The 25,310-nt window shown below is 50.4% G+C and carries 22 protein-coding genes, 1 tRNA gene and 1 pseudogene; 13 read left to right on the forward strand and 11 right to left on the reverse strand.

All coding sequences use genetic code 11. The annotated features are described in order from the left end of the window. The first annotated feature begins 139 nt into the window (after nucleotides 1–139). Complete coding sequence (gene yedD, locus EDF88_RS19585) at nucleotides 140–553, forward strand: lipoprotein YedD (protein ID WP_064512139.1); 414 nt, start codon at nucleotides 140–142, stop codon at nucleotides 551–553. 46 nt (nucleotides 554–599) lie between these two features. On the opposite strand, the gene amyA is transcribed toward yedD, so the two are convergent. The 4 genes from amyA to fliD all read right to left on the reverse strand — a co-directional run bounded on the left by amyA (nucleotide 600) and on the right by fliD (nucleotide 4,363). After that, nucleotides 600–2,087 carry an alpha-amylase gene (amyA, locus tag EDF88_RS19590; protein WP_134186647.1) on the reverse strand — a complete coding sequence of 496 codons (1,488 nt, stop codon included), beginning with the start codon at nucleotides 2,085–2,087 and terminating at the stop codon, nucleotides 600–602. A gap of 102 nt (nucleotides 2,088–2,189) precedes the next feature. After that, nucleotides 2,190–2,552 (reverse strand): flagella biosynthesis regulatory protein FliT, encoded by a 363-nt coding sequence (gene fliT / locus EDF88_RS19595; protein ID WP_064512050.1) that lies wholly within the window; start codon nucleotides 2,550–2,552, stop codon nucleotides 2,190–2,192. Continuing rightward, the gene (gene fliS / locus EDF88_RS19600; protein ID WP_134186649.1) at nucleotides 2,552–2,959 is read right to left on the reverse strand and encodes a flagellar export chaperone FliS; all 408 of its coding nucleotides are present in this window, start codon (nucleotides 2,957–2,959) and stop codon (nucleotides 2,552–2,554) included. Before fliS ends, fliT begins: the two co-directional genes overlap by 1 nt. A 15-nt stretch (nucleotides 2,960–2,974) precedes the next feature. Beyond that, entirely contained in the window at nucleotides 2,975–4,363 is a 1,389-nt protein-coding gene (gene fliD, locus EDF88_RS19605; protein ID WP_134186651.1) for a flagellar filament capping protein FliD, read from the reverse strand. A gap of 243 nt (nucleotides 4,364–4,606) precedes the next feature. Between fliD and EDF88_RS19610 the strand changes: the two genes are divergently transcribed. From EDF88_RS19610 to sdiA, 8 genes and pseudogenes are all read left to right on the forward strand, one after another. Continuing rightward, entirely contained in the window at nucleotides 4,607–5,797 is a 1,191-nt protein-coding gene (locus EDF88_RS19610; protein ID WP_134186653.1) for a FliC/FljB family flagellin, read from the forward strand. Nucleotides 5,798–5,961: 164 nt separating this feature from the next. Continuing rightward, nucleotides 5,962–6,681, forward strand: a complete 720-nt coding sequence (locus tag EDF88_RS19615; RefSeq protein ID WP_064512046.1) for an RNA polymerase sigma factor FliA — start codon at nucleotides 5,962–5,964, stop codon at nucleotides 6,679–6,681. 149 nt (nucleotides 6,682–6,830) lie between these two features. Continuing rightward, nucleotides 6,831–7,328 (forward strand): annotated as a pseudogene (gene fliZ, locus EDF88_RS19620) (flagella biosynthesis regulatory protein FliZ); the annotation flags it as partial. A 262-nt stretch (nucleotides 7,329–7,590) separates the two neighbouring features. Next, the gene (gene tcyJ, locus EDF88_RS19625) at nucleotides 7,591–8,391 is read left to right on the forward strand and encodes a cystine ABC transporter substrate-binding protein (protein WP_064512045.1); all 801 of its coding nucleotides are present in this window, start codon (nucleotides 7,591–7,593) and stop codon (nucleotides 8,389–8,391) included. A 123-nt stretch (nucleotides 8,392–8,514) separates the two neighbouring features. Next, nucleotides 8,515–9,501: a D-cysteine desulfhydrase gene (gene dcyD, locus EDF88_RS19630; RefSeq protein ID WP_134186658.1), complete on the forward strand. Its 987-nt coding sequence runs from the start codon at nucleotides 8,515–8,517 to the stop codon at nucleotides 9,499–9,501. A 24-nt stretch (nucleotides 9,502–9,525) separates the two neighbouring features. Continuing rightward, the gene (tcyL, locus tag EDF88_RS19635; protein ID WP_064512043.1) at nucleotides 9,526–10,194 is read left to right on the forward strand and encodes a cystine ABC transporter permease; all 669 of its coding nucleotides are present in this window, start codon (nucleotides 9,526–9,528) and stop codon (nucleotides 10,192–10,194) included. Further along, the gene (tcyN, locus tag EDF88_RS19640; protein WP_064512042.1) at nucleotides 10,191–10,943 is read left to right on the forward strand and encodes an L-cystine ABC transporter ATP-binding protein TcyN; all 753 of its coding nucleotides are present in this window, start codon (nucleotides 10,191–10,193) and stop codon (nucleotides 10,941–10,943) included. Before tcyL ends, tcyN begins: the two co-directional genes overlap by 4 nt. 207 nt (nucleotides 10,944–11,150) lie before the next feature. After that, nucleotides 11,151–11,873 (forward strand): transcriptional regulator SdiA, encoded by a 723-nt coding sequence (sdiA, locus tag EDF88_RS19645; RefSeq protein ID WP_064512041.1) that lies wholly within the window; start codon nucleotides 11,151–11,153, stop codon nucleotides 11,871–11,873. Between the two features lie 73 nt (nucleotides 11,874–11,946). Here sdiA and EDF88_RS19650 read toward each other — a convergent pair whose 3' ends face one another. Continuing rightward, nucleotides 11,947–12,171 (reverse strand): DUF2594 family protein, encoded by a 225-nt coding sequence (locus tag EDF88_RS19650; RefSeq protein WP_034458173.1) that lies wholly within the window; start codon nucleotides 12,169–12,171, stop codon nucleotides 11,947–11,949. A 421-nt stretch (nucleotides 12,172–12,592) separates the two neighbouring features. Between EDF88_RS19650 and uvrY the strand changes: the two genes are divergently transcribed. The 4 genes from uvrY to ldtA all read left to right on the forward strand — a co-directional run bounded on the left by uvrY (nucleotide 12,593) and on the right by ldtA (nucleotide 16,778). Further along, a complete protein-coding gene (gene uvrY, locus EDF88_RS19655) occupies nucleotides 12,593–13,252 on the forward strand; it encodes a UvrY/SirA/GacA family response regulator transcription factor (protein WP_064512040.1) in 660 nt (219 codons plus the stop codon). Continuing rightward, a complete protein-coding gene (gene uvrC, locus EDF88_RS19660) occupies nucleotides 13,245–15,077 on the forward strand; it encodes an excinuclease ABC subunit UvrC (protein ID WP_134186660.1) in 1,833 nt (610 codons plus the stop codon). The genes uvrY and uvrC overlap by 8 nt, the downstream gene beginning before the upstream one ends. Nucleotides 15,078–15,134: 57 nt before the next feature. Next, a complete protein-coding gene (pgsA, locus tag EDF88_RS19665) occupies nucleotides 15,135–15,692 on the forward strand; it encodes a CDP-diacylglycerol--glycerol-3-phosphate 3-phosphatidyltransferase (RefSeq protein ID WP_064512038.1) in 558 nt (185 codons plus the stop codon). Nucleotides 15,693–15,842: 150 nt separating this feature from the next. Continuing rightward, complete coding sequence (gene ldtA, locus EDF88_RS19670) at nucleotides 15,843–16,778, forward strand: L,D-transpeptidase (protein ID WP_134186662.1); 936 nt, start codon at nucleotides 15,843–15,845, stop codon at nucleotides 16,776–16,778. A 58-nt stretch (nucleotides 16,779–16,836) separates the two neighbouring features. Here ldtA and EDF88_RS19675 read toward each other — a convergent pair. From EDF88_RS19675 to ttrB, 6 genes are all read right to left on the reverse strand, one after another. Beyond that, nucleotides 16,837–16,912 (reverse strand) — tRNA-Asn (locus EDF88_RS19675). Nucleotides 16,913–17,044: 132 nt separating this feature from the next. After that, nucleotides 17,045–18,823, reverse strand: a complete 1,779-nt coding sequence (locus EDF88_RS19680) for an aminopeptidase P family protein (RefSeq protein WP_134186664.1) — start codon at nucleotides 18,821–18,823, stop codon at nucleotides 17,045–17,047. A gap of 12 nt (nucleotides 18,824–18,835) precedes the next feature. After that, complete coding sequence (locus tag EDF88_RS19685) at nucleotides 18,836–20,296, reverse strand: AMP nucleosidase (RefSeq protein WP_064512035.1); 1,461 nt, start codon at nucleotides 20,294–20,296, stop codon at nucleotides 18,836–18,838. Between the two features lie 143 nt (nucleotides 20,297–20,439). Continuing rightward, complete coding sequence (gene ttrA / locus EDF88_RS19690; protein WP_134186665.1) at nucleotides 20,440–23,505, reverse strand: tetrathionate reductase subunit TtrA; 3,066 nt, start codon at nucleotides 23,503–23,505, stop codon at nucleotides 20,440–20,442. Beyond that, nucleotides 23,498–24,520 (reverse strand): tetrathionate reductase subunit TtrC, encoded by a 1,023-nt coding sequence (gene ttrC / locus EDF88_RS19695; protein ID WP_134186667.1) that lies wholly within the window; start codon nucleotides 24,518–24,520, stop codon nucleotides 23,498–23,500. The genes ttrA and ttrC overlap by 8 nt, the downstream gene beginning before the upstream one ends. Further along, nucleotides 24,521–25,255: a tetrathionate reductase subunit TtrB gene (ttrB, locus tag EDF88_RS19700; RefSeq protein WP_166672001.1), complete on the reverse strand. Its 735-nt coding sequence runs from the start codon at nucleotides 25,253–25,255 to the stop codon at nucleotides 24,521–24,523. Nucleotides 25,256–25,310: the final 55 nt, after the last annotated feature.

The following is a 25,310-nucleotide window of genomic DNA, read 5'->3' on the forward strand; positions in this document are numbered from 1 at the left end:
GAGTCTGGTAAAAGATTTGCTGTGCCAGGGCTTGAACAGCCCGTCTTAATTTCCTTCGATTAGTTGCAAGCTACTGAAACACTGGCGGGCTAAGTGCTTTAATGCGAAAATTATTTTTTCTCCGCAGTCGGGATAGATGATGAAGAAGATTGCATTATTGACAGTGTTGCTGGCGTTAAGCGGCTGTGTGCAGGTTGATAATTACCGCGAAGTGGTTAAAACCCCAGCGCCTGCAGGGCTTGCTGGTTACTGGCAGTCACAAGGCCCACAAAGTGAGATGGTGAGCCCGGAAGCGATCGCGACTCTTGTGGTCACACCGCAAGGGGATACGCTCGATTGCCGCCAGTGGCAGCGCGTGCTTGCTCTGCCAGGTAAACTGACTGTGCGTTCAGATGACTGGTATAACGTGACCAACAAACGCGATGTTTATAGCGTTGAGCGTGAAGGCGATACGCTGGAATATGCCGGTATGACCCTGAAACGTGTTGATCGTCCGACGCAAGAATGTGCTGATTATTTGCAGAAGAACCCGCTGGATAGCAAATTACCGTAAGTGATGATTCCCTCTCCTTTAACTGGAGAGGGAAGTTTCAGTCAATCTATAACACCTCTTCCATTACCCACACGCTGACGCTTCCGCCGTTGCAGGAAAATGTCGCACTACCTTTTTCATCGGTGGTGACGGTTTCTTCACGGTTGCCCAGATAATCCCGCCAGTTTTTGCTGCCGTAATTATCGCCGAGCGTAATAGTTTTCTCGCCATCATCACCGTTTGATAACACCACCACGCAACCTGGATTTTCATCGGTACCGCTGCGGCTAAAGGCGATGCAATTAGGGTGATCAAACCATAGCGTTTGCACGCCGTGGGCGAAGCGTTCACGGGCATGGATTAAATCATCCAACTGCTCAATTATCGGCATGTCGATGTGGTAAGTTTCGCCATCGCCACCTTCGTCATCGTAACTGGCGCCAAATAAATCGGGATAAAACACACTCGGCACACCGTTTTCGCGCAGCAAAATCAGAGCATAAGCTAAGGGTTTGAACCACGGTTCTACAGGTGCTTCAAGTGATTGCAGGGGTTGCGTGTCATGGTTGGCAACGAGAGTGACGGCATGGAAAGGGTCAGCTTCAACTAGCGTGCCGGTGAAAATCTGGCTCATGTCGTAATCGCGACCTTGTTTTGACGCCTCGTGGAATTTCATTTGCAGCGGTGCATCAAACAGCATCGTTTTGCCATCGACCTGCGCGATATATTCCTGAAGTTTATCGACTTCATGGGACCAGTATTCTGCAACAACAAACAGCGGTTGTTCAGCCACTTCCTGAACATGTTCAATCCACTCTTTGTAGAACCACGCCGGAATGTGTTTGACCGCATCGAGGCGGAAGCCGTTACAACCCGTCTCTTCCATTACCCAGCGTGCCCAGTATTTCAACTCTTCTGTTACGGCGTGATTGCGAAAATCGATATTCTCGCCCATTAGATAGTCGAAATTGCCGAGCTCATCATCAACCTGGTCGTTCCACCCTTCACCGGTATAATCATTGATTATCTTGAAAATACCGTCCTCATTTGGGTTTTCGATGTGGTCAACGCCACTAAAGCATTTGTAATCCCAGACAAATTTCGAGTATTGACCGGCACGGGCAGGGAAGGTGTAACGCGTCCAGGCTTCGCATTCGATAACTTCGTCGTCTATTTCATTACGGTTTTCTTCGTTGACACGATTGACCTGAATGCGCTCTTTCTCATCAGCGCCCATTTTGTGGTTAACCACCACATCAAGCAGCACAGCAATATCGTTTTCTTTTAGGGCTTTTATTGCTGCCAGCAATTGCGCTTTATCGCCGTATTTGGTCGCCACAGAGCCTTTTTGGTCGAATTCACCGAGATCAAAAAGATCGTAACAGTCATATCCCACCGAATAGCCACCGGAGCTACCTTTGTAAGCCGGTGGCAGCCAGACCATATTGACGCCGATATCATTGAGCGTTGCCGCGCGTTCGGCGACTTCTGCCCACAACTGACCCCCACCGGGGTAATACCAATGGAAAAATTGCAACAAGGTTGGGTTTTTCATCGAGTCCACGCTCCAGGAGTCATTTAGCTGACCACTGGAGTATGGAAGATTTTAGGATGATTAGCGGATTAGTTATTGAATGCTTTGCAGTGTGAGGCAAAATTATTGTGGTGCATCAGGTACCAGTAACTGGCCTGATAACCTTCCATACGTGTGGTTCAGGGTTTGCTGGCGCGATGACTGGCCAATTAACGAACTCAGTTCGTCCAGGCGCTGCTGTAATAAGTTTTTAAGCGCCTGCTCATTTTCCAGAATTTGCTCTAGTTTTTGCTGCAACATATCCTGCACGCTTTTCGCCGTCCCTGGTGGAATAGGGTTGGCGTTAAGCGTCTCAATGCCTTGCAGGTAAGCGACTTCCTGCTCCAGCAATAAATCCCACTCGCCACGCTGTGCCAGTTCCAGCAACGACTGGCTTAACAGCACCACGTTCTGCCAGCGGCTGATCAGTTCTACATACGGCGACATTAGGCAGGCTCCCGCGCAGCATTCAGAGGTGAGATCTGTTTCCAGGCATCCGCAATATTGGTTAATAGCCCTTCTACTTCTTCAATGATGGCAACATCATTTCGCAGATTGGCCAGCATCAGACGGCGAATCATATAGTCATACAGCGACGATAAGTTTTCGGCTATTTCACCACCTTTGTCATTATCTAAACCAGCCTTCAGGCCGTTATCGATAATATTGATAGCCTTGCTCAGTGCCTCACCCTTCGCGGCAAGCTCTCCTTGCTGCATAAACAAGCGAGCTCTGACCAGGGCGCTTAATGCTCCATCAAAAAGCAAAACAATTAATTGATGAGGACTCGCGCTCATCACGGCGCTTTCCACACCAATCTGAGCATATGCTTGTGAACCCCGCGCGCTGTACATAATTACCCCTTGTTATCAGGAACTGCTGGATGAAAATTGTTGAGTCAGATACGAACTGGTGTTGTTCAGCTTGCTCATCATGGTATCGAGCTGCGTAAACTGAGCTTTATATCGGGCAATGGTGTCGTCGATGCTGGAGCTGGTTGCCAGGTATTGTTTGGTGAGACTTTTTAGCGTTGAGTTGATGCTGTCGGTAGCGCTATCGATGATACCGTCGTCCGCTAGATAATCTTTTACCAGGTTGGCTGTAGTAGTAGTAATGCCGGTTGTTTTGCCGTCGCCAACCAGTAATTTTTGAGTGTCCACTGAGTTACTGGTTAGCGCTTTCTTCAACTTATCGTCGTCAATTTTTAATTTGCCAGTTGTTGCATCTTGAGCAATGCCAATTTCCGATAAGGTACTAAAACTTGAACCCGTATTACCGGTTGTAAATTGAGAACGAATTCCTGTCTGAATAGTACGAACTACACTGTCACCTAATAACACGCCATTACTATTGTCTTGGTCTGTACCCGCATCAACAGCACTATATTTCGTTAGGGAGCTGAAGGTATCCAGCATCGAGTTATAAGCATCGACCCAAGCTTTAATCGCAGTAGTTGCTTGATCGTTGCTTTTGGCTACGGAAACTGTTGCGTTAGTGACTTCTTTATTAAGAGTTAAGGTCACACCTTCCGGTGTATCTTTAATTGTATTGCTGCTGCTAACAACCTGAATGTTGTTGATAGTAAGCTCAGCATTCTTTGCAGGTATTGTTTCTTTTAGACCTTTATCTCCAGTGATAAGTTTATCGCTCAGAGCTTGGTCACCTGTGACGGTAATTGTCATTTTGTTATCTTCCCCCGTTTCGGCAGAAGATATAACTAATTGGAATTCACCATCTTTATTCTTGATAACACTTGCAGATACACCGCTGTCGGCAGCATTAATAGCATCACGAATACCATTAAGCGAGGTTTGATCATCGCTAAGATTAATTTCTAGTGGCTTCTCACGGCCTGGTTGATTGATTACCAACTTACGGTCAGATGACGAAGTACTACTTTGTTTATCTGTAGCACTAGTAAGGCCGCTCGTTGCTTGCGATTGAGCTTGTGCTAGCTGTGTCACGCTGATGGTGTATTTCCCTGCAGCGGCTCCAGCGGATGTAGTTACACCTAAATCTGCAGTGCTACTCTTGGCTGTACTACTTTTAAAGAGAGTTGCATCATTCAGCGCGGTGTTTGCAGTCTGGAATTTTTCAATTGCGCTCTTAAGCGATCCGTATGCAGTGAGTTTTGCACTATAGCTGGATTGCTGTGCAGTGATCGGCGTTAGCCGCCCTTTTTCAGCGGTGCTCAGGTTTGTTAAAAGTGTGTCCAGTGGCAGATTGGAACCGACCCCTAATGAAGAAACGCTAGCCATTATTATTCCCTTTTCATTACTAACAATTATTCACAGTGGTATCGGCACCAGGAGCACAAAGTTTAATGATATTTGTGCAAATTTGATGGCGGGAATAATGAAGGCGTTGCGGGTTATTTCTGCGGCTAGTTAAAAAGTGAAATATTTCTAAAGTTCGAAAATAGTGTGCCGATACATGGGTAGACGGTGAGAAACCGTGGGCAACAGCCCAACCACAAAATGTGAATTGATAAGGATAAAATCATGGCACAAGTTATCAACACTAACAGCCTGTCGCTGTTGACCCAAAACAATCTGAACAAATCTCAGTCTTCTCTGGGTACTGCTATTGAGCGTTTGTCTTCAGGTCTGCGTATTAACAGTGCGAAAGACGATGCTGCGGGCCAGGCGATTGCTAACCGTTTCACATCTAATATCAAAGGTCTGACCCAGGCATCCCGTAACGCTAACGATGGTATCTCTCTGGCTCAAACCACAGAAGGTGCGTTGAACGAAATCAACAACAACTTGCAACGTGTTCGTGAACTGACTGTACAAGCACAAAATGGTACCAACACTAAAACTGACCTTTCTTCCATTCAGGATGAGATCAAGCAGCGTTTAGATGAAATTGATCGTGTTTCTGATCAAACGCAATTTAACGGTACTAAAGTCCTGAGCAAAACTCAGACTCTGTCTATTCAGGTCGGCGCGAATGACAATGAGACCATTAAAATTGGTCTCAGCGAAGTGACTGCGAAAACTCTGAGCTTAGGCGGTTTTAACGTTTCCGGACCTAATGGAACGCCTGGAACACTTACGTCGGCTAATCTTCAAGATGCATGGGGTAAAACTACAGCGGTAACCACGACAGCAGTTACTGGCGTAGATACCGACGATATTGCAAAAGCAACGGGAGTTGCAGCAGGCAAAATCACGCTAGGTACTACAGCTTTAGCAGATAAAAATGGCAATATGTTTGTAAAAATTTCTTTCGACGACCAATTGGACAAAGATGATGTATCAGCAGCTCAGAAAAATGGTTTGAGTTTGGAGGTTGGGGTTGCAAAAGATGTCTATATTGCTCTCAATCCTTCTGATGCGACTGTTGCTACAACCACTGCGACATTTACTCTGACGGAAGCTGATCTTGATGCGAGCAAAATGACAACGGGCAGCACAGCCAATCCTTTAAAAGCAATTGATGATGCATTAGCACAAATTGATACACAGCGTAGTGCACTGGGTGCGGTTCAAAACCGTTTTGAATCTGCTATCACCAACCTGGGTAACACCGTAAACAACCTGACCTCTGCTCGTAGCCGTATCGAAGATGCTGACTACGCGACCGAAGTTTCCAACATGTCTAAAGCGCAGATCCTGCAGCAGGCGGGTACTTCTGTTCTGGCACAGGCTAACCAGGTTCCGCAGGGCGTGCTGTCTCTGCTGCGTTAATTCGCCAAAACCTGACCAAACCCTGCGCTTGCGGGGTTTTTTCTTTATGCTTGTTACCCATAACCCCCAAATAACCCCTTATTTCACCCACTATTCTTGCGATTAAAAACCCTCCAGAAACGGATAATCATGCCGATAACTCAACTAACGCAGGGCTGTTTATCGTGAATTCACTGTATACCGCTGAAGGTGTGATGGATAAACACTCGCTGTGGCAGCGTTATGTACCGCTGGTGCGTCACGAAGCATTGCGCCTGCAGGTACGTCTGCCCGCGAGTGTGGAACTTGACGACCTGCTACAGGCGGGCGGCATCGGGTTGTTAAACGCAGTGGACCGTTATGATGCCCTGCAAGGAACGGCATTTACTACCTACGCGGTGCAGCGCATCCGTGGGGCGATGCTTGATGAGTTGCGCAGCCGTGACTGGGTGCCCCGCAGCGTCAGGCGTAATGCCCGCGGCGTGGCGCAGGCAATTGGTCAACTGGAGCAAGAGCTGGGCCGTAATGCGACTGAAACTGAAGTGGCTGACCGGTTGGATATCCCGCTCAACGAATACCGTCAGATGTTGCTCGACACCAATAACAGCCAACTCTTCTCTTATGACGAGTGGCGTGAAGAGCATGGCGATAGTATCGAACTGATTACAGAAGAGCATCAGCAGGCAAACCCTCTGCAACAACTGTTGGAAGGGAATTTGCGTGAACGTGTGATGGGCGCAATTGATGCGTTACCCGATCGCGAAAAGATGGTGCTGACACTTTACTACCAGGAAGAGCTGAATCTGAAAGAGATTGGCGCGGTGCTGGAAGTAGGGGAGTCGCGCGTCAGTCAGTTGCACAGCCAGGCGATTAAACGTTTACGCACTAAGCTCGGTAAGTTGTAAATGCCCGTCATACTTCAAGTCGCATCTTTGTTGGCAGCGTGCACGCGCCCGAATCACTTACTGATGTAAGTTCATCGGGACTTGTTCTCTTGCCGTAGCGGTGCGACTCGAATTATTTGGGTATTTGGCGAGATAATCGGGATTACATAATGACGGTGCAGCAATTAAAAAAACGGCCTTTAAGCCGTTATTTGAAAGACTTTAAACACACACAAACTCATTGTGCGCAGTGCGCAAAATTGCTCGACAGAATCACGCTTACGCGTGGGGGTGAAATTGTCAGCAAAACTGCCATTGCTCAACTTGATACCTTGATAGATGAAAATGGCTGGCAGGCTGAACGCCAGTCCTGGGCAGCACTGTGCCGTTTTTGCGGTGATTTGTATTGCAAAGAGCAGCAACACTATTTCGATATCATTGGCTTTAAAGAATACCTGTTCGAGCAAACCGAGATGAGCCACGGCACTATCCGCGAATATGTGGTGCGCCTGCGTCGTCTGGGGAATCATTTTGCCCTACAAAATATTCCTTCTCCCACTTCAACTAAGGCCTTCTTCGATGATTCCCTGGAAGAATGGTTACCGCCAACCAGCACCAACAATTACCGTATTGCACTGCGCAAGTACGGGCAGTTCCAGACCCTGAACCAAAATACCCTTGCCCATTTGCAGGAAAATAAATCAACTTCTGATCATTACTCAAAAGATTCCATGTTGCAGGAAGGCGGCAAGCGAGTGAATCCCGATGAGCTTACTGTAGTAAGTGATTCGGGTGAAAGAGAGCAGCCAACGCACCTGCAACTTGAAAGATAAGGGTATATATTAAAATGGCATAACTTGTAGCGTAGTGGTTTTGATTGATTATATTAAGTCGTTACACTACATCAAATTATCGACATTCGGGGTATCTATGAAATTAGCAATGGTGGGGCGTCAGGCGCTAATGGGCGTGCTGGCTGTGGCAATGGTAGCTGGCGCGAGTGTGCAGACGTTTGCGGCGGAAAACTTACTCAATAAAGTTAAAGAACGCGGCACGTTGCTGGTTGGGCTGGAGGGGACTTACCCTCCGTTTAGCTTCCAGGGTGATGATGGCAAACTGACCGGTTTTGAAGTGGAATTTGCAGAACAACTGGCACAGCACCTGGGCGTGAAAGCCGCGCTTAAGCCGACTAAATGGGACGGCATGCTGGCGTCACTGGACTCCAAACGCATCGACGTGGTGATTAATCAGGTCACAATTTCCGATGTGCGTAAGCAAAAATATGATTTCTCCACGCCATACACCGTTTCTGGTATTCAGGCGCTGGTGAAAAAAGGCAATGAAGGCAGCATTACCGGGCCTGAGTCGCTGAAAGGTAAGAAAGTGGGTGTTGGCCTTGGGACAAACTACGAAGAGTGGTTGCGTGCCAATGTGCAGGGCGTTGATATCCGTACTTACGATGATGACCCAACTAAGTATCAGGATCTGCGCGTAGGTCGTATCGATGCCATTCTGGTTGACCGCCTGGCGGCACTGGATCTGGTGAAGAAAACCAAAGATACCCTGGCAGTAGCTGGCGCTCCATTCTCTCGTCAGGAAGCCGGTGTTGCCGTGCGTAAAGGCAACGAAGACCTGGTTGAAGCAATCAACAAAGGTATCGCTGAAATGCAGAAAGATGGTTCTTTAGCGAAGCTTTCCGAGAAGTGGTTTGGCGCTGACGTGACTAAGTAGTTTCCGAAAGCCTGAAAAAAGGTGCTGATTTCAGCACCTTTTTTTATTTGCATTTGCGGGCATTCGGCCAGGCTCGTGCATAATGAAGAGATATGAATTTTTAATAAGTGTATGGAGTTGCTCATGTCACTGCACAATCTAACGCGTTTCCCGCGTCTGGAATTTATCGGCGCCCCGACGCCACTCGAGTATTTGCCGCGTTTTTCTGATTATCTCGGTCGCGAAATCTACATCAAGCGTGACGACACAACCCCTATGGCGATGGGCGGGAATAAGCTGCGTAAACTTGAGTTTCTGGCGGCTGACGCATTACGTGAAGGGGCTGACACGCTGGTCACCGCAGGGGCGATTCAGTCGAATCATGTTCGCCAAACTGCAGCGGTTGCCGCAAAACTCGGCCTGAAATGTGTCGCCCTGCTGGAAAACCCGATTGGTACACAGGCAGAAAATTATCTCACCAATGGCAACCGTTTGATGCTCGACCTGTTTGATGTCGAAATCGAAATGTGTGATGCGCTGCATTCACCAGACCAACAACTCGAAGAAATAGCCGTTCGTCTTGAAGCTCAGGGTTTTCGCCCGTACGTGATTCCGGTGGGTGGTTCGAATGCATTGGGTGCGCTGGGTTATGTGGAAAGCGCGCTGGAAATCGCCCAGCAGTGTGAAGGTGCGGTGAGCGTATCATCTGTTGTTGTTGCGTCCGGAAGCGCCGGGACTCATGCAGGACTTGCGGTAGGGCTTGAACAGCTTATGCCGGATGTTGATTTAATTGGCGTTACCGTGTCGCGCACCATTGCTCAGCAATTACCGAAAGTGGAAGCATTGCAGCAGGCTGTGGCGCAGTCGCTTAGTGTCAGCGCAAACAATCCGATTAAACTTTGGGATGACTACTTCGCTCCGGGCTACGGCACGCCGAACGAAGAAGGGCTTGAGGCGATTAAAATTCTCGCCCGCCTGGAAGGGATACTGCTCGATCCGGTTTACACTGGCAAAGCGATGGCGGGGTTGATAGACGGCGTTGCCCAGAAGCGTTTTAAAGACGAAGGCCCGATTATCTTTATTCATACCGGTGGGGCGCCCGCGCTGTTTGCTTACCATCCGCATGTCTAAGTCATAATAAAATACAGGGTTACTATGCAAGAAAGTATTCAACTGGTGCTGGACTCAGCGCCATTTCTGCTCAAAGGTGCGGTGTTCACGCTGCAACTCAGCATCGGCGGTATGTTCTTTGGGCTGATTCTCGGTTTTTTACTGGCGCTGATGCGCTTGTCTCGATTCTGGCCATTTTCACTACTTTCACGTTTCTATGTATCGATTTTTCGTGGTACGCCGTTAATCGCACAGCTGTTTATGATCTATTACGGCCTGCCGCAGTTTGGTATTGAGCTTGATCCTATTCCGGCTGCAATGATTGGTTTGTCGTTGAATATGGCGGCATATGCATCAGAAACTCTGCGTGCTGCCATTTCATCAATTGAGAAAGGGCAGTGGGAAGCGGCGGCAAGTATCGGTATGACGCCGTGGCAAACTTTGCGTCGGGCGATTTTACCGCAGGCCGCGCGCGTGGCATTACCACCACTGAGTAATAGCTTTATCAGTCTGGTGAAAGACACCTCGCTTGCAGCCACAATTCAGGTTCCCGAGTTGTTTCGTCAGGCTCAGCTTATTACTTCGCGCACGCTTGAGGTGTTTACCATGTATCTCGCGGCTTCCTTGATTTACTGGGTGATGGCAACGGTGCTCTCTTCGTTGCAGAACTACTTTGAAAATCAACTCAATCGCCAGGACAGGGATCCAAAATGAGTGCCATCGACGTAAAACAACTGATCAAGAAATTCCATGGGCAGACCGTGCTGCATGGCATCGATCTGGAAGTAAAAGCGGGTGAAGTGGTGGCGATTATTGGGCCAAGCGGCTCAGGTAAAACTACGCTCTTACGTTGCATTAACTTGCTGGAACAACCGGAGTCGGGAACCATAAGGGTTGGCGATATCTCCATTGATGCAGCGCTTTCGCTGAATAAGCAAAAGAATAAAGTGCGCGAACTGCGCCAGCATGTTGGTTTTGTATTCCAAAGTTTCAACCTTTTCCCGCACCGCACGGTGATTGAAAATATCATTGAAGGGCCGGTGATTGTTAAAGGTGAGCCGAAGGAAGAGGCAATAGCACGTGCTCGCGAGCTGCTGGCGAAAGTTGGGTTAAGCGGCAAAGAAACCAGTTACCCGCGCCGCCTTTCAGGTGGCCAGCAACAGCGTGTAGCGATTGCCCGTGCGCTGGCGATGCGCCCGGAAGTGATTCTGTTTGATGAGCCAACCTCAGCACTCGATCCGGAGCTGGTGGGGGAAGTGTTGAGTACAATCCGCCAGCTGGCTGAAGAGAAGCGAACCATGGTGATTGTGACCCATGAAATGAGCTTTGCTCGTGATGTTGCTGACCGAGCTATTTTCATGGACCAGGGGCGTATTGTTGAACAGGGTCCGGCTCGTGAGTTATTTGCTAACCCTAAGCAGGCTCGTACCCAGCAATTTCTTGAAAAGTTCCTGACGCAGTAGCTTGAACGGCCCCAAATGGGGCCATTTATTTATAGTGAATTAACCCTATAATTAATAAGCGTTATAAATAAAAAATAACTATTGAGTAATGACTTTCAATATTCAGCTGTTGTTGCAGTTAAATCATATAAAGAATGTTGGTAAATGTGATAGCGTTAAGCATTACATTTGAAAATGAATTCAATGTCAGGAGATTCGCCAGATATAATGGATGATCGTAACTTTTTTAGCTGGCGGCTGGATGCGCTTAATATCTTCCAGTCTGTCACTCAGGCTGATGAAATAACAAAAATTCTGCATCAGCAAACTGAGCTGTTGGAGTTTGACTATTACTCGCTATGTATACGTCACCCGGTGCCATTTACTCGTCCTAAAACCTCTTTAAGGTCTTCCTATCCTCAAAGCTGGCTCGATCACTACCATGCAGAAAACTACTTTGCGATTGACCCGGTGCTACGCCCGGAAAACTTTATGCGTGGTCATTTACCCTGGGATGACGAGCTTTTTAGTGATACCCCGCAGTTCTGGGATGCGGCAAGGGATCACGGCCTGCGCCGCGGCATTAGTCAGTGTGTAATGGCACCTAATCGGGCAATCGGTTTTTACTCGGTTTCACGTACTCAGGGCAAAGGGAAAGTATTACCTGGTGATGAGCTTCAGTTACGTCTGCAGTATTTGGGTGAATTGAGCCTGATGACATTAACGCGTCTCAACGATCCGTCTATGGATGCGCTGACATTAAAACTCAGCAAGCGCGAGCGGGAAATATTGCAGTGGACGGGGGAAGGAAAAACATCGGCTGAAATAGCTATTATTTTGTCGATATCAGAAAATACCGTCAATTTTCATCAGAAAAATATGCAGAAGAAATTTAACGCGCCAAATAAAACACAAATTGCCTGTTATGCGGCAGCGATTGGAATAATTTGAAAGGGGAGTTAATTCGATGACTCTTCAACGAAACGGCTGGAGAAAAATTCCTCATCCAGCCGCCGTTTAACGATTACTGACGGTAAGCCTGTTTAATTTGCTTAACAGTATTACCAAAGACTTCTGCGTGTGCCGAGTCGTCCATCTGAGCAATTTGCTTTTCCATTTTGATGATAACCTTGCCTGCATCGGCTTGGCCCATGGCTTTCAGCATCTGAGTCAGCATAGCTTTCAGGCAGGTAACTTCAATAGCCAGTTCACTACTGTTGTCTGCGGTGGAAAAATCAGGAGTGCTCATTTGTGTTCCTCGGTCTCGGTTGGTACACCGTTGTTTTGTGTAACGGTTTCGTAAGGCGGCGGAGTATAGCACAATCGTAAACCATTTTATTAGTGCTAACGCTGATCGTCCAGGTTGTAATCTGTACGATGCTGTTAAATTGTTTTGATTATGTTTGTTTGTAGTTAAAAGTTAGGGTGTATAAGCATTATTTAATACGTCTAATATTAATGGATTATCGTTTTTTTTAATGTGAAAAGCATTTTTATTATTTAAAGACATAAATTAATCAATTTGCTTGTACAGTTTCCACTGTACAATTAAATTTCCAAAAACAGTGGAAACTCTGAAAATCTGTTTTTGCATTTTAAAGTTACCGGAAAACCCGTTAATATAGCGTGATAATTTTTAGTAGCGTAATTCCTTTTCTGGAGAGTCCCCTTTGATCAACGTACTTCTTGTTGATGACCACGAACTGGTGCGCGCAGGGATACGACGCATTCTTGAAGATATCAAAGGGATCAAGATATCAGGTGAAGCAAATTGCGGTGAGGATGCCGTTAAGTGGTGCCGTAGCCATCAGGTTGATGTTGTCCTGATGGACATGAACATGCCGGGCATTGGTGGCCTTGAAGCAACACGCAAAATCGCGCGATACTCAACTGATATCAAAGTGATTATGCTGACGATTCACACTGAAAATCCGCTGCCGGCGAAAGTCATGCAGGCAGGTGCTGCGGGTTATTTAAGTAAAGGTGCAGCACCGCAGGATGTTGTTAATGCGATTCGCTCAGTAAACGCGGGTCAGCGTTACATTGCATCAGACATCGCCCAACAGATGGCTTTAAGCCAGATCGAACCAGAAAAAACGGACACACCGTTTGCCAGTTTGTCTGAGCGTGAATTACAGATTATGCTGATGATCACCAAAGGCCAGAAGGTCAATGAGATCTCTGAGCAGCTTAGTCTAAGCCCGAAAACGGTCAATAGTTACCGTTACCGCATGTTTAGTAAACTGAATATCAGTGGCGATGTTGAGCTGACACACCTGGCCATTCGTCATGGTTTATTTAGTGCGGAGACGTTAATCAGTAGTGAGTGAAATCTTTGACCCACGAGCTTTTCTCAAGACAGTAACCAGCCAACCTGGCGTCTATCGTATGTATGACGCCAGTGAGACGGTTATTTACGTTGGTAAAGCCAAAGATCTGAAAAAACGCCTGTCGAGCTACTTCAGGAGCAATCTTGCCAGCCGTAAAACGGAAGCTCTGGTTGCTCTCATCCAGCATATCGACGTGACGGTAACCCATACCGAGACAGAAGCGCTCCTGCTTGAGCATAACTACATCAAGCTTTATCAGCCACGCTATAACGTGCTGCTGCGTGATGACAAATCCTATCCTTTCATTTTCCTTAGCGGTGATGCTCACCCGCGACTTGCTATGCATCGTGGGGCGAAACATGCGAAGGGTGAATATTTCGGGCCATTCCCGAACGGTTACGCAGTACGCGAAACGCTGGCGTTATTACAAAAAATCTTCCCGATTCGTCAGTGCGAAAACAATGTTTATCGCAATCGCTCTCGTCCATGTTTGCAATACCAGATTGGACGCTGTCTTGGGCCGTGTGTTGCAGGTTTGGTCAGTGAAGAAGATTACGCCCAGCAGGTGGAATATGTGCGCTTGTTCCTGTCAGGAAAAGACGATCAGGTTCTGAACCAATTGATCGCCAGAATGGAAGGGGCGAGCAAAAACCTGGAATTTGAAGCCGCTGCACGAATACGTGACCAGATTCAGGCAGTTCGCCGTGTGACAGAAAAACAATTTGTCTCAAATACCGGCGACGATCTGGATGTGATCGGTGTGTCGTTTGATTCGGGTATGGCGTGTGTACATGTGCTGTTTATTCGCCAGGGTAAAGTGTTGGGCAGCCGCAGTTACTTCCCGAAAGTACCCAATGGCACAGAACTGTCAGAAGTGGTTGAAACATTTGTTGGCCAGTTCTATTTGCAGGGCAGCCAGATGCGCACCTTACCTTCTGAAATTCTGCTCGACTTCAATTTGCCGGATAAAAACCTGCTCTCAGATTCACTGACGGAACTGGCGGGGCGGCGCATCAACGTGCAGACCAAACCACGAGGCGATCGCGCTCGTTACCTTAAACTTGCCCGAACCAATGCGGCTACCGCACTGGTGACGCGTCTGGCGCAGCAGTCGACTATCCATCAACGTTTAGCAGCCTTAGCCAGTGTGCTTGAGTTGCCAGCCATCAAACGGATGGAGTGCTTTGACATCAGCCATACCATGGGTGAGCAGACAGTAGCCTCCTGTGTGGTCTTTGATGCTAACGGCCCGCTACGTGCGGAATATCGCCGCTACAACATTGAAGGTATAACACCTGGCGATGACTATGCCGCGATGAACCAGGTATTGCGTCGTCGTTACGGTAAAACTATCGACGAAAGTAAAGTCCCGGACGTTATCCTGATTGATGGTGGCAAAGGACAACTCGGCCAGGCAAAAACCGTCTTCGCAGAACTAGATGTGGAGTGGGATAAAAATCATCCACTGTTGCTCGGCGTGGCAAAAGGCGTGGACCGCAAAGCCGGGCTTGAAACGTTGTTCTTCGAACCAGAAGGGGAAGGTTTCTCTCTGCCGCCGGATTCCCCGGCGCTGCATGTCATTCAGCATATCCGTGATGAATCCCACGATCATGCCATTTCCGGGCATCGTAAAAAACGCGCAAAAGTGAAAAATACCAGTGCGTTGGAGACAATCGAAGGGGTTGGGCCAAAACGTCGCCAGATGTTGTTGAAATATATGGGGGGATTGCAACCATTAAAGAATGCATCCGTAGAAGAAATTGCAAAAGTGCCAGGCATCTCGCAAGCGTTGGCAGAAAAGATCTTCTACTCGTTGAAACATTAAGGGCTCTGTAGCAACATAGAGACAATTTCCACTTACGACAGACAGTTAACCAGCACTATGCAATTTAATATTCCGACATTGCTTACTCTGTTTCGTATCGTCCTTATCCCATTCTTTGTGCTGGCTTTTTATCTGCCGTTCAGTTGGGCACCTTTCCTATGCGCGTTTATCTTCTGGTTTGCTGCAATAACAGACTGGTTTGATGGCTATCTGGCGCGCCGCTGGAACCAAAGCACGCGCTTTGGCGCCTTCCTCGACCCCGTAGCGGATAAAGTTATGGTCGTGGTTGCGCTGGTGCTGGTAGTGGAACACTACCACTCATGGTGGGTGACGCTGCCTGCGGCCACTATGATTGCCCGTGAAATTATTATCTCTGCGTTGCGCGAATGGATGGCTGAAATTGGCAAGCGCAGCAGTGTTGCGGTCTCGTGGATTGGTAAGTCCAAAACCATGGCGCAAATGCTGGCACTGATTGGTATGCTCTGGCGCCCAAATATGTGGGTTGAGTATGCGGGGATCGGTTTATTCTTTATCGCTGCGGTACTAACTTTCTGGTCAATGTTCCAGTACTTAAAAGCGGCAAGCAAAGATCTGCTCGACAGCTCCGGCACTTAATAACCGTATCAGACACAAGAGATGAGCTCCTTTCGGGCTCATCTCTTACAAGCACCAAACTCCTCCAGATCCAAATACCGAAATCCTCACCGAATCTCAATAGAAGGTTATATTTAACCTATCGATGCCATATCCGATAATAGGGAAATTATGATTCGCTTATCCTCGCTTGCCCTTGTGCTTGCCGCCGTTACCTGTAGCGCCCAGGCCGTTACCTATATGCTTCCACCCGAGGGTAGCCGCTTGGTTGGCTCGCCGCTAACCGTTAGCGTACCTGAAGGGAATACCCAGCCGCTAGAGTACTTTGCCGCGCTCTACGGGCAGGGACTAAGCAATATGCTGGAAGCCAATCCAGGGGTAGATCCATTTCTGCCAAAAGCCGGTACCCAGTTGACGATTCCGCAGCAAGTGATTTTGCCTGATACCGTACGCCAGGGCGTCGTGATTAACGTCGCCGAAATGCGGCTTTACTACTATCCGGATCAGAGCAACACGGTTGAGATCTTCCCCATTGGCATAGGACAGGCCGGGCGAGAAACCCCGCGTAACTGGGTGACGAGGGTTGAGCGTAAGCAGGAAGCTCCAGGCTGGACACCAACACCTAATACCCGACGCGAATACGCGAAAGAAGGGAAAACTTTGCCAGCGTACGTGCCGCCGGGTGAGGATAACCCGATGGGGTTGTATGCGATTTACATCGGCAAGCTTTATGCTATTCATGGTACTAACGCCAACTTTGGTATCGGCCTGCGCGTTAGCCAGGGGTGCATCCGCCTACGCAAGGACGACATTAAATATCTGTTTGATAATGTGCCGGTGGGCGCGCGCGTGCAGCTGATTGATCAGCCGGTGAAAGCAACCGTCGAACCTGACGGAAGGCATTGGTTGGAAGTGCATGAGCCTTTGTCCCGTAACCGCGCGGAGTTTGAATCTGACAAGAAAGTCCCGCTACCAATGACATCGGCACTGCGCGATATGACGCAAGGTTCTGGCGTAGATGCAGGTATGGCGAGCGCAGCGTTGACCCGTCGTTCCGGGATGCCGGTGCCAATTAGCATTGAATCTAGAAAAGCAGGTCAGCTATAAAACGCAAATGTTAAAAAGCAAAAAGCCCGCTTAGTTTCCTAAGCGGGCTTCTCTAATATGGCTCCTCTGACTGGACTCGAACCAGTGACATACGGATTAACAGTCCGCCGTTCTACCGACTGAACTACAGAGGAATCGGTTAACGGGGCGCATAGTAACTAGCGGCTACTGGGTTGTCAAAGGCTGTTTAGGTGAAATGCGTTTGATTGCTGGTTTAATCAACAAAAAGAATAAAAGAGCCGCAAAAACACGGCTCTTTGAGAGATTTACATGCGTTGCGTTCTAACTGGCGCTGTTGCCTCTATCAGCCATGGCCGCGCAGTACTGGAAACGAGCGGCGACAATGTTTCCCGCACCAACTGGTGGTAATCATCAAGCCAGGCAATCTCTTGCTCGCTTAACAACGGTAACTCTACCGCGCTTAAATCAATCGGAATCAGCGTCAGCGAGGCGAATTTACAGAATCCCGGCTGTGAGGCGACAACCTCAACCTGGTTTTCAATACGAATGCCGTGGCTGCCAGCGAGGTAATAACCCGGCTCGATAGTCAGCACGTTGCCCGGCAGCATTGGCCACGGGTTCACTTTTTTCGCCATACGGTGCGGGTTTTCGTGAATCAGCATGTTGTGCCCGACGCCGTGACCCGTACCGTGGTCATAATCCAGACCCAGTTCCCACAGCGGACGGCGGGCAAATGCATCCAGTTGATGGCCCTGGGCACCTTGCGGGAATTGCAGCGAAATCAGCGACAGGAAGCCTTTCAGAACCGCGGTGTAGTGCAGACGGCGTTGGGCATCGAGTTGTCCAAAGTTCAGCGTGCGGGTGGCATCGGTGGTGCCGTTGAAATACTGGCCACCGGAATCATTGAGGTAAAATTCATTACCGACGATGGCGAAGTTGGTTTCCGGCGCGCTGTGGTAATGACACATCGCGGCGTTACTTGCTGCGGCGGAAATGGTGCCAAAGCTTTGCTCGATGAAATTGTCACATTCCTGACGGAAAGCGAGCTGTTTTTCCTGAGCTTCAAGTTCAGTAATCGGGTTGCCAGCGGCTTCACGCAGCGGTACTTCATGGCTGAGCCATGCAAGGAAATTAACCCATGCGGCACCATCCTGAACGTGGCTTGAACGATAGCCTTCCAGTTCAATATCGTTCTTATTGGCTTTCATCAGTGTGATTGGATCTGGCTGCCATTCGATGTCACCGCCGCCTTGTTCCACAGCAAAGCGCACGGCGACAGGCGTGTTGTCGCCATCAAGCAAAAAGCGTTTGCCGGCCGCAAGTTGCTGGCAGCGCGCGAGGAATGTTTCCGGGCTGTGGAGGGCTATTGACTCCAGCACTGAACTGTCGAGTTGTTGCAGCTTCGTCTCGTCAACAAACCACTCAACGGCACCGTCGTTTTTAACCAGCGCAAAAGAAAGCGGCACCGGGCTTGTTGGGATGTCAGAACCACGAACGTTAAGCAACCAGGCAATATTGTCTGGCAATGTGAGGGCAAGATAATCGACACCTTCGTGCGTCAGTGCCTGCGCGACGCGGGCGCATTTGGAGGCGGTTGATTCGCCGCTAATCTCATCAGGCATCTGGCGTATCGGGCCGCGAGGTATCGCCGGACGTGTCGCCCAGATTTGATTGATCGGGTCATCATTAACGGCAACCAGGTCGCAGCCGCTGGTACGCAGGTTTTCATACTGGCTGTTGACCATCAGTAGTGGTTCAAATGCGATACGTTTACCGGCTGACAAGTTTTCATGAAGCCAGAGGTGAATCGGCTCATCGTGTAAATGGTGGATTTCAAACTCGTCCAGATTCACCTGCTGGCGCGCCTGAACCTGATAGCGCCCATCAACGAACAGCAACGCGCGGTCAGCCAGAATCAGCGCCAGGCCCGCAGAGCCATCAAAGCCGCTGATAAACTCCAGTTTGTCGTCATAAGGCGCGCAATATTCACTCTGCCAAGCGTCGGTGCGTGGAACCAGCATGCCATCCAGTTCGCGCTCTTTAAGCAGGCTGCGCAAGGCAGCCAGGGGTGAGGTGTGTTGCATTATTATTTTCTCTTAACGGAAAGGAGGTTCATTAAAAGTACGTAATTTGCGTGAGTGCAGGCGTTCGCCTTCAGCTCGCAAGAGATCAATCGCGCAGATACCAATCTGTAAGTGCTCCGAAATCGCCCCTTCATAAAAGCGGTTGGCCTGGCCGGGGAGTTTAATTTCACCGTGCAGAGGTTTATCGGAAACACATAACAACGTGCCATACGGTACGCGGAAGCGATAACCCTGTGCGGCAATGGTGGCGCTTTCCATATCAATAGCGACGGCGCGGCTGAGGTTAAAACGCAAAGCCGATGCGGAATAACGTAACTCCCAGTTACGATCGTCGGTGGTGACGACAGTCCCGGTACGTAAACGTTGCTTAACTTCTTCACCCGGCATGCCGCTCACCAGTTTGGTTGCGTCATAGAGCGCACGCTGCACTTCGGCAATGCTTGGGATTGGGATATCCGGTGGCAGTACTGCATCCAGAACGTGATCGTCACGCAGATACGCATGAGCCAGAACATAATCACCAATCGACTGGCTTTCACGCAGACCGCCGCAGTGACCAATCATCAACCACGCCGCTGGGCGCAACACCGCCAGGTGGTCACAAATGGTTTTCGCATTCGACGGGCCAACACCGATATTCACCAGCGTGATGCCGGTACCGTTGGCATCGATCAAGTGCCACGCAGGCATCTGGTGTTTTTTCCACGCGAGATCGGAAATCGCTTCTTCCGGGGCCTGGCTGTCGGCCGTCAACCACACGCCACCTGCGCAGGAAAGTGCAACATACGGGCTTTCAGGGTCAAGAATTTGCTGGCAGCCCCAGCGTACAAACTCGTCCACGTAGCGGGTGTAGTTGGTAAACAACACGAATGACTGGAAATGTTCTACCGGGGTGCCGGTGTAGTGGCGTAAACGCGCGAGTGAGAAATCGACGCGACGGGCATCAAAATGCGAAAGCGGGTAGAACTCGCCAGGGTGGAACAACCCATCGGCGGTCTCATCGCCAATTTGCGACAGTTCGGTAGTGGGAAAATAGCGCGGCAAACCGGCGCTCATTGAGCGGTCCAGCGACAAACTGGAACCATCAATCACATACGGATACGGGATTTCATGCTGCGATAACCCTACTTCAATTTGCGCGCCATAGTCGTCATAAAGCAGTGTGAGTTGTTCGGCGAGATAATGGCGGAATAAAGCAGGACGGGTGACGGTGGTGGTGTAACTGCCAGAGTGGGTGAAGCGGGCATAGGCACGGGTTTTATTTGGATGATGTACGGTGCCATCCCAACTGACGCGCAACTCCGGGTAGACAAATAAACCGGCGGCACGTTTTTCAATTTCGGGTAGTGTGCCGTTCTCAACATACTGGCCAATAGCGTCACGCAGTGCGTTGACCGAGGCATCGTACAGCTCCTCTAGTTTATCGAGGGCCTGGTTCGGGGTAAGGGCTGTGGCGGCTGTCTGATGCGTCATCTTTTCTCCTCATCCTGCTGATTTTTACAGGGCTGTTTGCAGCTTCGATAGTATGTCATCGGGAGGAGGGAACGGAAGGGGGCGTGGTCAGAAAAGCAAAAGCCGGCTCAGGAAATATGCAGGCCTTTGCACCTGTGAACGGATTATATCCGTTCAATTTTTGCCGGAAGCCCCTGTCTGACTGATGCCCCAGACACCCAATCCAGCCAGGTATTTGCGACCTTGCGTGTAGGGTCGGCAAAGCCCAGGTCATTGAGGTTTATCCCTGCTTTTATTTTCTCATCAATTGGCATGGCTTCACCGTCGAGATAATGCTGCGCCGCCCCCATTTCACGGTGCCCGTAACCGTGCTCAATGGCAATGACTCCAGGCATCACGCCGTGAAGCAGACTGATTTGTGCTACCGCGTGCCCGCCGGGTGTCGTGATACGGACGGTGTCGCCGTGCGCCAGGCCGTAGCGCTTGCCATCTTCAGGATTGAGCGCCACCACGTTAGTCGGTTTGACATGATGTAACCGTGGGATTGTTGCTGTGCTGCTGGACATGGTATTGGATTTAAACGAAATCAGTTTCAGTGGCCACTGCTGCACAGGGAATATCTCGTCCACGGAGCGCCCGTCAGACAGCCGTGCAGGATACCAGGCCGGACAGCCGCTATAACGTTCGCCAGTAATGGCATGACGATGTGCGGCGACTTCTGCATTCCAGATTTGCAGCGGTTTCTGCCACGCATTGCCGACGCGATTATCCTCACGCCCGCTGCTGTCTGGGGCAAAACGTCCGCCTCGTGAGTAGATGAAGGCGACACGGCTGACCTCATCAGGTTTTAGCGTCTGTTGCATCACGGGCAAAATGCGTTGCACGCCGGTGAGAGCCACGTCCTCCTGATTTGCTGCCGCGACTGGGGCTTTGCCCATATATGCGATGTTGGCGGCAACACGCAGGTAGTAATCTTCCGCGCGATTAAGCGGGTAGCTGTTACCTTGCGTGTCGGTAATTGCATTGTCGCCAAAACCTGGCAGTTCGAGGCGTTTAGCCACTGCGATGCAGAAGGCCTCCATTGATACCGGCTGCCCATCGGCGGTTTGGCTAGTTGCGGACGAAACGACAGGCCAACGGGCGGTGGTGGCTTTGCTGGCAACGCCAGCCCACGGCGCGCTGAATCCCCAGCTTTCGAAGTTGTGAGTATCCGGCACGATATAATCTGCCAGCGCTGTGGTTTCATTCATAAACGCGTCAATGGCAATAAACAGCGGCAGGTTTTTAGGATCTTTGAGTTTCTCTTCCGCCACGGCCCGCAGCCCAGGGATGCCGTAAAACGGATTCGTCATATTGGAGATCCACGCTTTCAGCGGGTAGGGGTAGCCTTCCAGTGCCGAAGTAAGCAGTTCCGTCAGTTGCCCTGCCACGAACGGATACCACGGTGCTTTAGCCGGGAAGGGGGACTTCCCGGCGGCGACTTTATTCCGGTATTCTTCGGAGGATTCATAGGCCGTTTTGCTGCGCGCGATGCTCAGCCCTTTCGGTTTTACCTTTCCAGGAAAGCTGTCCATATTGTAGCGCGGGCCATCGGCTGCACCGTTGAATTTACCCCCGCTAATGAACACTCCGCCTTCCAGACTGAGGTTGCCAATCAGCGCGTTGAGCATCATAACGGCCCAGGCGTTGTAAAACCCGTTGCCTGCCATCATCCCGCCGTGGGTAATGACTGCGGCTTTTCTCCCGTGGCGCGTAAAGGTATCCGCCAGCGCGGCAATTTTTTCTTCCGGCACGCCGCACTGCTGGCTGTATTGCGCCATTGTGAGTTTGTGGGCAGCCTCTTTGAGCAACTGGAATCCGCTTTTCACGGTGACGATTTGTCCGTCAGCCAGCGTGACTTGCTGAGTCACAAATAACTGCGCGCGCTGGCAAAGGCTGGCGGCAACTATTTCTGCATTTTCATTAAGCACCACAGGATCGCTTGCGCCATCGGCCACCAGATGCGCCAGCGTCAAATGCTGCCCGGCAAGTTGCGGGAGCTCATCAGTGATCACCAGATGCGAGGCGTTGGTCCAGCTTTTCTCACCCGCCTGCTGCATGGCTTGCGCATCAGGGGTGGCAAGGTAGTCTGCGTTGTAACGTTCTTTCTCGATGATCCAGCGGACCATGCCCATCGCCAGCGCTGAATCAGTACCAGGAATAACAGGCAGCCAGTGGCCGCGATCGTCGGCCAGTACAGTAGTTAACGGTAGCGCTGGGGCGACGACGACATACTGGAAGTTATCGCGCACGCGGGCGCTGGAGAGTTGCCGCGCCTGGCGTTTAAAAGGGTTGCCGGACTGCGCCGGTGAGGTGCCCATAAACAGCGCAAATTCAACATGATCCCAGTCAGGCTTCACGTGCGGGTTTTTATCCAGATCGCCCATCAGTGCACCAGAACCGGCCCGATAAGCCAGGCCGCAATAGGCGCCGTGTGCGCCGAAGTTTTTGCTGCCGAAACTGTTGAGCGCAAAGCGTCGCAGGAACGTATCGCGGCCATCATCACCCGCATTGGTCACCAGTAATTGGTTAGTTTTCGGGCCAAATCCAGGATGCTTCGGATCGATGGGCGTAGTGGGGGCATGAAGCGCGCGTAAACCTTCTACGTGCCCTTCACCAAATAGATCGCCACCTTCCACGACTTCTTCTATCAGTTGTTCAAAGCTGATGCGCTGCCATTTTCCTTCTCCACGTTTACCGACGCGTTTCATGGGTTCCAGAATACGTAGCGGGCTGTACAGGCCTTCCATCATGGTTGCGCCACGGGCGCAGGCGGTGGAGCGGGAGTCGAGGCCGGTTTCTCCTGCAAGTTGCGCCATCGCCTCGGCAAACGGGACGGAGGCGTTAATGTGGTGTTCATGGGATAAAGGGTGATAAGGGTTGCCTGCAATTCGCAGCACTTTCTCTTTTTCGCGGTCGACCCGCACTCGCACGCCACACTGCGTCCAGCAGCCAAAGCATTGCGTCATCGAGATCACTTGTTGCGGGTTTTGTTGCCAGTGGGGTTGCGCGTTAGCTTCGGGAATCAACGCATTACCGAAGATGCGGTCGCGGGTTATCTTGCCGGAGGTGCCGTTTTGCAAACCGTCAATGGCACGCTTTGCGACATCCCGATAACTCAGCCCAAAAGTCACCATTCCGCCCAGAGCGAGGCCGACTTTAAGCCACTGACGACGGGTTAAATTAGCCATGTTGCATTCTCCTTGCCAGACCATTCACGGTTTCACGAACAATAATGAGCAGCGCTATCCACAAACCAAAGGTGCCGAAGATGGCGAGCCAGCCATCGGTTCCTGCGGGCAGGGTGTAAGGGTTAAATTGCGCGTTAAATTTCGGTATGGTTTGCACCTGAATCAGTAAGGTCCAGCGTATCAGCCAGCACAACGCCATGGCGCTGAACGCCTGCAAAATGCGTAACGGTGTGGATAACGGTTTAAGCAATGCCATGCTGCTAATACCAAGAGATAAACACCAGAATACGGCCCAACCGGCAGCGTAGCCTCTGGCGGAAGGGGCCACTGCAAGCCAGTCGCGAATAGCAGTGCCAGACAGCGTGTCACCGCTGACCCAAAACACGACTACGATGGCAAGCAGCCCGAGAATCCAGAGTTGCCCCTGGGCCAGTTTCCGCTGTAATGCCTGTTCACTGCGCAGCGACACAATGAGCAGCGCAAAAAAGGTGTGGAAGGCACTGAGAAACATCACGAAAGGAAATGCGTAGCTAAACCAGACAGGGCGCGCCTGTACCACAGACACTTCGCGACCGGTATACACCAGCAATCCCACCGCTGTTAAGGCACTTGCCAGCGCCAGCCATTTCGTCACGCGGTAGCTTTTTTGTGTGAAGCGTTTGATAAGTTGTGCGAGAAACCACAATCCCAGAAACCCAGTGAACAGCGGTAAAAATAATGCGCCCCAGGGCATCCATGACCACGGCGTAGGGTAAGCGTAGAAATGCCAGAAGCGAGCGGTTTGGTGCAGATCGGCCGTTAGCGCCAGAGGGGCAGTAATGGCGCAAGTTAAGGCAATCAACAGCGTCAGGTTTTCCAGTTTTGCGGACTCTCTTTTGCGCCAGTGAAGTACACAGGCAAACAGGGCCGCACAGGCGGCAATGCCGATGAAAAAGAAGTATTGCACAGCCCAGGGAAGCCAGCTTATCTCTTGCGGGCGTGCCAGTACCTCCTCGATTAACAGAGAATGCGTCATTTAAACCTCCTGCCAGAGTGCGGGTTGAGCACGCCCCATCAATGGGGTGACGAAGGCCTCGTCCAGGCCTAAATAGAAAACATGGGGTAGGGTGCCGTTCTCCGGTTTCAGCACTTTGATGGCATCGCGGTGCTCGTGAAGCATCTGCGCGATGCGGCTGTTCTTATCCTTCAAATCACCAATAATTCGTGCGCCGCCAACACAAGATTCAACACACGCGGGGAGCAACCCGGCCTCGAGACGGTGGACGCAGAAGGTGCATTTATCGGCAGTTTGTGTTTCGTGGTTGATAAAGCGTGCGTCATAAGGGCAGGCCTGAACGCAATAGGCGCAGCCGACGCAACGCGTGTTGTCTACCACCACAATGCCGTCTTCCCGCTGGAAGGTTGCCTGAACCGGGCAAACGGGAACGCAAGGTGGGTTATCGCAGTGGTTGCACAGGCGGGGCAGCAACACGTTGGTGACGCTGAGTTCGCCTTCCAGTCGCACCTGATATTGATTGACATGGGTGCGGAATTCGCCCTGAGGTGTCTGGTTTTCAATGGCGCAACTAACCGTACAAGACTGGCAGCCAATACAACGGCGCAGGTCGATAAGCATGGCATAACGATGGCGTGTGGAGCCTTCATGTCGCTCAGGGGAGAAGGGGAATTTCGCCTGAGCCAGCGGCACTAAAGAGGCACCCGCGCTCAGGATACCCAGTTGCTGGAGAAACTGCCGTTTACTGCTGTCCATATTTTCTCCCGTCGTGATGCAACAACAAAACATAAGTCACGTCGTTGACTGGCTG

Source organism: Buttiauxella sp. BIGb0552 (genome assembly GCF_004366275.1).
Classification (GTDB): domain Bacteria; phylum Pseudomonadota; class Gammaproteobacteria; order Enterobacterales; family Enterobacteriaceae; genus Buttiauxella; species Buttiauxella gaviniae.

What these genes read in the sequence shown, in the direction of transcription:
- yedD (WP_064512139.1), top strand. Translation starts at nt 140, where the DNA reads ATGAAGAAGATTGCATTATTGACAGTGTTGCTGGCGTTAAGCGGCTGT.
- amyA (WP_134186647.1), bottom strand. Translation starts at nt 2,087, where the DNA reads ATGAAAAACCCAACCTTGTTGCAATTTTTCCATTGGTATTACCCCGGT.
- fliT (WP_064512050.1), bottom strand. Translation starts at nt 2,552, where the DNA reads ATGTCGCCGTATGTAGAACTGATCAGCCGCTGGCAGAACGTGGTGCTG.
- fliS (WP_134186649.1), bottom strand. Translation starts at nt 2,959, where the DNA reads ATGTACAGCGCGCGGGGTTCACAAGCATATGCTCAGATTGGTGTGGAA.
- fliD (WP_134186651.1), bottom strand. Translation starts at nt 4,363, where the DNA reads ATGGCTAGCGTTTCTTCATTAGGGGTCGGTTCCAATCTGCCACTGGAC.
- EDF88_RS19610 (WP_134186653.1), top strand. Translation starts at nt 4,607, where the DNA reads ATGGCACAAGTTATCAACACTAACAGCCTGTCGCTGTTGACCCAAAAC.
- tcyJ (WP_064512045.1), top strand. Translation starts at nt 7,591, where the DNA reads ATGAAATTAGCAATGGTGGGGCGTCAGGCGCTAATGGGCGTGCTGGCT.
- dcyD (WP_134186658.1), top strand. Translation starts at nt 8,515, where the DNA reads ATGTCACTGCACAATCTAACGCGTTTCCCGCGTCTGGAATTTATCGGC.
- tcyL (WP_064512043.1), top strand. Translation starts at nt 9,526, where the DNA reads ATGCAAGAAAGTATTCAACTGGTGCTGGACTCAGCGCCATTTCTGCTC.
- tcyN (WP_064512042.1), top strand. Translation starts at nt 10,191, where the DNA reads ATGAGTGCCATCGACGTAAAACAACTGATCAAGAAATTCCATGGGCAG.
- sdiA (WP_064512041.1), top strand. Translation starts at nt 11,151, where the DNA reads ATGGATGATCGTAACTTTTTTAGCTGGCGGCTGGATGCGCTTAATATC.
- EDF88_RS19650 (WP_034458173.1), bottom strand. Translation starts at nt 12,171, where the DNA reads ATGAGCACTCCTGATTTTTCCACCGCAGACAACAGTAGTGAACTGGCT.
- pgsA (WP_064512038.1), top strand. Translation starts at nt 15,135, where the DNA reads ATGCAATTTAATATTCCGACATTGCTTACTCTGTTTCGTATCGTCCTT.
- ldtA (WP_134186662.1), top strand. Translation starts at nt 15,843, where the DNA reads ATGATTCGCTTATCCTCGCTTGCCCTTGTGCTTGCCGCCGTTACCTGT.
- EDF88_RS19680 (WP_134186664.1), bottom strand. Translation starts at nt 18,823, where the DNA reads ATGCAACACACCTCACCCCTGGCTGCCTTGCGCAGCCTGCTTAAAGAG.
- EDF88_RS19685 (WP_064512035.1), bottom strand. Translation starts at nt 20,296, where the DNA reads ATGACGCATCAGACAGCCGCCACAGCCCTTACCCCGAACCAGGCCCTC.
- ttrA (WP_134186665.1), bottom strand. Translation starts at nt 23,505, where the DNA reads ATGGCTAATTTAACCCGTCGTCAGTGGCTTAAAGTCGGCCTCGCTCTG.
- ttrC (WP_134186667.1), bottom strand. Translation starts at nt 24,520, where the DNA reads ATGACGCATTCTCTGTTAATCGAGGAGGTACTGGCACGCCCGCAAGAG.
- ttrB (WP_166672001.1), bottom strand. Translation starts at nt 25,255, where the DNA reads ATGGACAGCAGTAAACGGCAGTTTCTCCAGCAACTGGGTATCCTGAGC.